Here is a 4,657-nt window from a genome sequence, read left to right as displayed (position 1 = left end):
CGCCCAGCGCGAGAAAGGCCCCCTTCATCGCCCTCAACCCCCAGGAGCACACCCATGGACTTCTCGTTCACCGAGGCGCAGACCGACCTCGGCCGGCTCACCCGGGACATCGTGTCGGACAACGTGACCGAAGACCGGTTGCGTGCCGTGGAATCCGGGCCGGACCGGTTCGACCGGACACTGTGGACGGATCTGGCCGAGGCCGGCGTGCTGGCCGCGTCGCTGCCGGTGGACGTCGGCGGCGCCGGCTACGGGCTGCTCGAGCAGTGCACCGTGCTGGTCGAGTTGGGCCGTGCGGTGGCTCCGGTGCCGTACCTGCCGTCCATCGTGGTGGCCGCGGCGGCGATCGCTGAGTTCGGCACGCCGCAGCAGCGGGACCGCTGGGTCCGGCCCGCGGCGGCCGGGGAGCTGGTGCTCACCGCGGCGCTCGACGACGAGGTCGGCGAGGCCACGACCGCGAGCATGGGCAGCGGGCGGTGGTGGCTGTCCGGGGTGAAGACCACGGTGCCCGCCGGCCCGATCGCCGACCTGTTCCTGGTCCCGGCGGCAACTCCCGAAGGGAACGCCGTCTTCCTTGTCACGCCTCAGGATCCCGGGGTCACCGTGCGGCGGCAGGAGATCGTGGACGGGGACGGAGAGGCCATGCTGGACCTCGACGAGGTCGGCCTCGGCGCCGACCGCGTGCTCGGCGAGGGTGCGGCGGAATGGCTTGCCACCAGGGCAATCCTGGGGCAGTGCGCGCTGCAGCTGGGCGTGCTGGAGCGGGCCCTGGAGCTGACCGCGAGCTACGCGACCGAACGCGTGCAGTTCGACCGTCCTATCGGGACTTTCCAGGCGGTGGCGCAGCGGCTGGCCGACGGCTATATCGACGTGGAGGCGGCCCGGTTGACACTGTGGCAGGCGGCGTGGAGGCTGGCCGAGGGCCTGCCCGCGCGAACCGAGGTCGCGACCGCGAAGTTCTGGGCCGCCGACGCCGGACACCGGGTCGCGCACACGGCCGTACACGTCCATGGCGGTGTGGGTATTGACAAGGACTACCCCCTGCACCGGTATTTTGTTGCAGCAAAGCGCAACGAGTTCAGCATGGGAGGGGCCACGGCCCAGCTTCGCCGGATCGGCGCGGGGCTTGCCGCGGAACCGGCATAGACCAGGGAGGCTTGCATGGCGCAGCCCGGCTTGCCAGTACCCACGGTGACCGAGCTGCTGCAGGCCCGCCAGCGCGACAACAACCCTGGCCTGCTGTTCGAGGATCAGCGATGGACCTGGGCGGAGCACGTGCGGGAGTGTGCCGACCGCGCTGCGTTACTCCGCTCGCTGCGCCGGCCCGGCCCGTTCCATATCGGGGTGCTGCTGGACAACGTGCCGGAGTTCTCTTTCCTACTAGGGGGTGCGGCGCTGTCCGGCGCGGTCCTGGTCGGGCTGAACACCACCCGCCGCGGCGAGGCGCTGGCCCGGGACATCCGGCTGGCCGACTGCCAGGTGGTGATCACCGACAGCCGCTACGTCGAGCTGCTCGACGACCTCGAGCTGGGCGCCGCGGACGGGCGGGTCATGGACATCGACACCGCCGCCTGGCACATGTCCCTGTACGCGCACCGGGACCGCCCGCTCGACCCGGTGCCGGTGGTGCCCGACGACCTGCTCATGCTGATCTTCACGTCCGGGACCAGCGGCGAGCCCAAGGCGGTGCGCTGCACGCACGGCAAGATCGCCCACCCCGGCCGGATGCTGGCCGACCGGTTCGCCCTCGGCGCGGACGACACCGTGTACGTCGCGATGCCGCTGTTCCACTCCAACGCGATCATGGCCGGCTGGTCGGTCGGCCTGGCCGCCGGGGCGTGCCTGGCGCTGCGGGCCCGGTTCTCCGCGTCCGGGTTCCTCGACGACGTCCGGAAGTTCGGCGTCACCTACGCCAACTACGTGGGAAAACCGCTGTCCTACATCCTGGCCACGCCGGCACGGCCGGACGACGCGGACAACCCGCTGCGGCTGATGTTCGGCAACGAGGGCGCCGAGCGGGACATCGTCGCGTTCGCCCAGCGGTTCGACTGCCAGGTGATCGACGCGTACGGGTCCACCGAGGGCGGGATCGTGCTGGCCCGCCCGCCGGACCTGCCACCGGGGTCGCTGGGGCAGCTCGGCGACGGGGTGGCGATCCTCGGCCCCGACACCGGCGACCCGTGCCCGCCGGCGCGGTTCGACGAGCTGGGGCGCCTGCTGAACCCGGACGAGGCGGTCGGCGAGCTGGTGAACACCACCGGCCCGCGCTGGTTCGCCGGCTACTACCGGGACTCCACGGCGGACAACCAGCGCATCCGCAACGGCATGTTCTGGAGCGGCGACCTCGCCTACGCCGACGAGCACGGCTTCGCCTACTTCTACGGCCGCACCGGCGAGTGGCTGCGGGTCGACGGGGAGAACCTGGGCACCGCGCCGATCGAGCGGATCCTGCTGCGGCATCCCGACGTCAGCGAGGCCGCGGTGTACGCGGTGCCCGGCGGCGGCCCCGGCGACGAGGTGATGGCCGCGCTGGTGCTGCGCCGCGGCCGCGCGTTCGACCCGTCCGCGTTCGCCGACTTCCTGGCCGCGCAGCCGGACCTGGGGCCGAAGCAGCTGCCCCGGTTCATCCGGGTGGCCCGCCGGCTGCCCCGCACCCCGACCCACAAGGTGCTCAAGCGCACCCTCACCACCCAGGCCTGGACCTGTGCCGACCCGGTATGGTGGCGTGCCGGGCGGGAGACGAGATACCGGCCACTGACGGCTGACAACGCCCCTATTCAACTCGACGGCGGCACCAGGCCCGTGCGAGGCTGAGACCGTTGACGCAGGGAGGTCCCACATGTCCAGCACATCGGAACCCGCCGATACTGCCGACACCCCAGAGCCCGCCGAGGAGGTACGCGCCCGGTTCCGCGAAGCCCTCGAACGCAAGCAAGCCAAGGCCAAGGCCCGCGAAACCCACGCCGACGGCTCCTCCAAGATCCACGAAGCGCACGGCCCCGCCGCCGCCCGCCGGACCTTCCGCCGCAAGAGCGGCTGATCACTCGCCCTCGTCCTGCATGGCATACAGCATTTCGTAACAACGGCGCATGAACGCCTCGCCGCCCTCAGCATGATGGCGCCACAGGCGCAGCATCAGCATGAGGTGCTCCCCGTCCGGTAGCCCATGCTCCGCGTACAAGCCGGCGGCGGCCCTGACGGTCTCACCGAGCCGATCTTCCAGAACTGTCTGCACTTCGCCGGGCATCAACTGCTCGATCTGGTCCAGCGCGGCCTTCAACCGTTCCCGTGTACCCGCGTCGCATGCCACGTGCATTACCCTTCATGTTGCCGATGTTGCGAACATCAAAGACACTCCTATCCTGTTGCACCAGCGGCAACACTGCTGCGTACGAGTGAGACGCAGGCACGGACAGTGACCAGAAGGACTCGATGAGGACGCCCAAGTCCCGTGCTCTTGGTAGGGCACTGCGCCAGGCCCGGGAGGACAACGATCTGAGGCTCCGGGACTTCGCCGCCAAGCTGGGCCGCGACCCCGGCATGTTGTCCCGCTGGGAAACGGGTGAACGCACTCCCAGACCCGATCAGGTCGCCCAGATCCTCGCGCTGCTCGGCGTCAACGGCGAGCGCTATGAGGAGATCATCCGCCTCACCGAGGGCACCCGCGCGAGCCAGTGGCTCGCCCTGACCCTGCCCGAACAGCGCGAGCAACTCAACACGTTGGTCGACCTCGAGCAGTCCGCGACAACCATCACCGAAGCGTCGCCATTACTGATACCGGGACTCCTCCAAATCACCCCATACATTCGAGCGATCATGACCAGTGGCAGTGTGCCGCCCGACGAGACAGCTACCCGGATTGCGATACGCAACGGCCGCAAGGAGGTCCTGAAAGGCCACAATCCGGTCCGACTCGTCGCCCTCGTCGGCGAAGCGGCGTTGTGTCAGCTGATCGGCAGCCCCGAGATTATGGCCGAGCAGCTCCGATACCTACTCGACGCGGCCAGTTGGCCGAATGTGGACCTCAGAGTCATTCCCTTCTCCACTGGGTGGCACCCAGGCCTGGAGGGTTTGTTCCAGTTGATCGAGTCCAAAAACGCAACACCCGTCGTGCAGTTGGAGAACCGGCGATCAGGCCTGTTCCTCCATGAAGACGACGATATCGACCCCTACCGGCGAGCAATTGAGATGATGCTCCGGGTGGCCCTGAATCACATCGACTCCACCGACCTCATCGCCCGGTACGCAAACAGATGGGAGACAGCCCTGTGACAACCTCTCGGCGGTGGCGCAAGTCCACCCACAGCCAGAACACATCCACCTGCGTGGAGTTAGCCAACACCCTAGATGCCATCCGCGACAGCAAGAACCCCACCGCACTCGTTGTGGCACACCTCAGCACGTTCCTAACCGAGGTTAAGCGAGGCCGATTCGACTACTGACACCCACCATCAACTCATGAAATGCGGCGGAGCTGAATCGTAAGGGGTGTGGCTCTTCTGGAGTGATCATGCGACCTGCGGCATGATCCCGTTTTGGTAACGGGTTTGGTGGGTTCGTTGTTTTTCTTGGGCGAGGTGGTATTGCCAGTATTCGGGGAAGTTGTTGTTGCTGGCGAGTGCGCGGAGTTTGAGGACGGCTTCGGCGCCGGACAGTC

6 protein-coding genes are annotated in these 4,657 nt (G+C 68.2%); 5 read left to right on the top strand and 1 reads right to left on the bottom strand.

Going from position 1 to position 4,657, the window contains the following annotated elements; translation table 11 throughout:
* Positions 1-54: 54 nt before the first annotated feature.
* From VGR06_RS05365 to VGR06_RS05355, 3 genes are read left to right on the top strand one after another with little or no spacing between them, the layout of a single operon-like run.
* A complete protein-coding gene (locus tag VGR06_RS05365; protein ID WP_327557831.1) occupies positions 55-1,146 on the top strand; it encodes an acyl-CoA dehydrogenase family protein in 1,092 nt (363 codons plus the stop codon).
* A gap of 15 nt (positions 1,147-1,161) precedes the next feature.
* Positions 1,162-2,814: a long-chain-fatty-acid--CoA ligase gene (locus VGR06_RS05360; protein ID WP_327557830.1), complete on the top strand. Its 1,653-nt coding sequence runs from the start codon at positions 1,162-1,164 to the stop codon at positions 2,812-2,814.
* A 25-nt stretch (positions 2,815-2,839) separates the two neighbouring features.
* Positions 2,840-3,040 carry a DUF5302 domain-containing protein gene (locus VGR06_RS05355; RefSeq protein ID WP_327557829.1) on the top strand — a complete coding sequence of 67 codons (201 nt, stop codon included), beginning with the start codon at positions 2,840-2,842 and terminating at the stop codon, positions 3,038-3,040.
* Here the strand turns inward: VGR06_RS05355 and VGR06_RS05350 are convergent, their stop codons facing one another.
* Positions 3,041-3,280, bottom strand: coding sequence for a hypothetical protein (locus VGR06_RS05350; RefSeq protein WP_327557828.1), 240 nt, complete (start codon positions 3,278-3,280; stop codon positions 3,041-3,043). It abuts the gene before it with no gap.
* A 152-nt stretch (positions 3,281-3,432) separates the two neighbouring features.
* On the opposite strand from VGR06_RS05350, the gene VGR06_RS05345 reads away from it, so the two are divergent.
* Together VGR06_RS05345 and VGR06_RS05340 are read left to right on the top strand one after the other, a co-directional pair.
* Positions 3,433-4,272 carry a helix-turn-helix transcriptional regulator gene (locus VGR06_RS05345; protein WP_327557827.1) on the top strand — a complete coding sequence of 280 codons (840 nt, stop codon included), beginning with the start codon at positions 3,433-3,435 and terminating at the stop codon, positions 4,270-4,272.
* Positions 4,254-4,442, top strand: a complete 189-nt coding sequence (locus tag VGR06_RS05340; RefSeq protein ID WP_327557826.1) for a DUF397 domain-containing protein — start codon at positions 4,254-4,256, stop codon at positions 4,440-4,442. The genes VGR06_RS05345 and VGR06_RS05340 overlap by 19 nt, the downstream gene beginning before the upstream one ends.
* The last annotated feature ends 215 nt before the right edge of the window (positions 4,443-4,657 follow it).

Source organism: Actinophytocola sp. (assembly GCF_036002505.1).
GTDB lineage: Bacteria > Actinomycetota > Actinomycetes > Mycobacteriales > Pseudonocardiaceae > DASYTH01.
Note: the sequence above shows the minus strand (reverse complement) of the source record. Positions and strands in the feature narration are given on the sequence as shown.

What these genes read in the sequence shown, in the direction of transcription:
- VGR06_RS05365 (WP_327557831.1), top strand. Translation starts at nt 55, where the DNA reads ATGGACTTCTCGTTCACCGAGGCGCAGACCGACCTCGGCCGGCTCACC.
- VGR06_RS05360 (WP_327557830.1), top strand. Translation starts at nt 1,162, where the DNA reads ATGGCGCAGCCCGGCTTGCCAGTACCCACGGTGACCGAGCTGCTGCAG.
- VGR06_RS05355 (WP_327557829.1), top strand. Translation starts at nt 2,840, where the DNA reads ATGTCCAGCACATCGGAACCCGCCGATACTGCCGACACCCCAGAGCCC.
- VGR06_RS05345 (WP_327557827.1), top strand. Translation starts at nt 3,433, where the DNA reads ATGAGGACGCCCAAGTCCCGTGCTCTTGGTAGGGCACTGCGCCAGGCC.
- VGR06_RS05340 (WP_327557826.1), top strand. Translation starts at nt 4,254, where the DNA reads ATGGGAGACAGCCCTGTGACAACCTCTCGGCGGTGGCGCAAGTCCACC.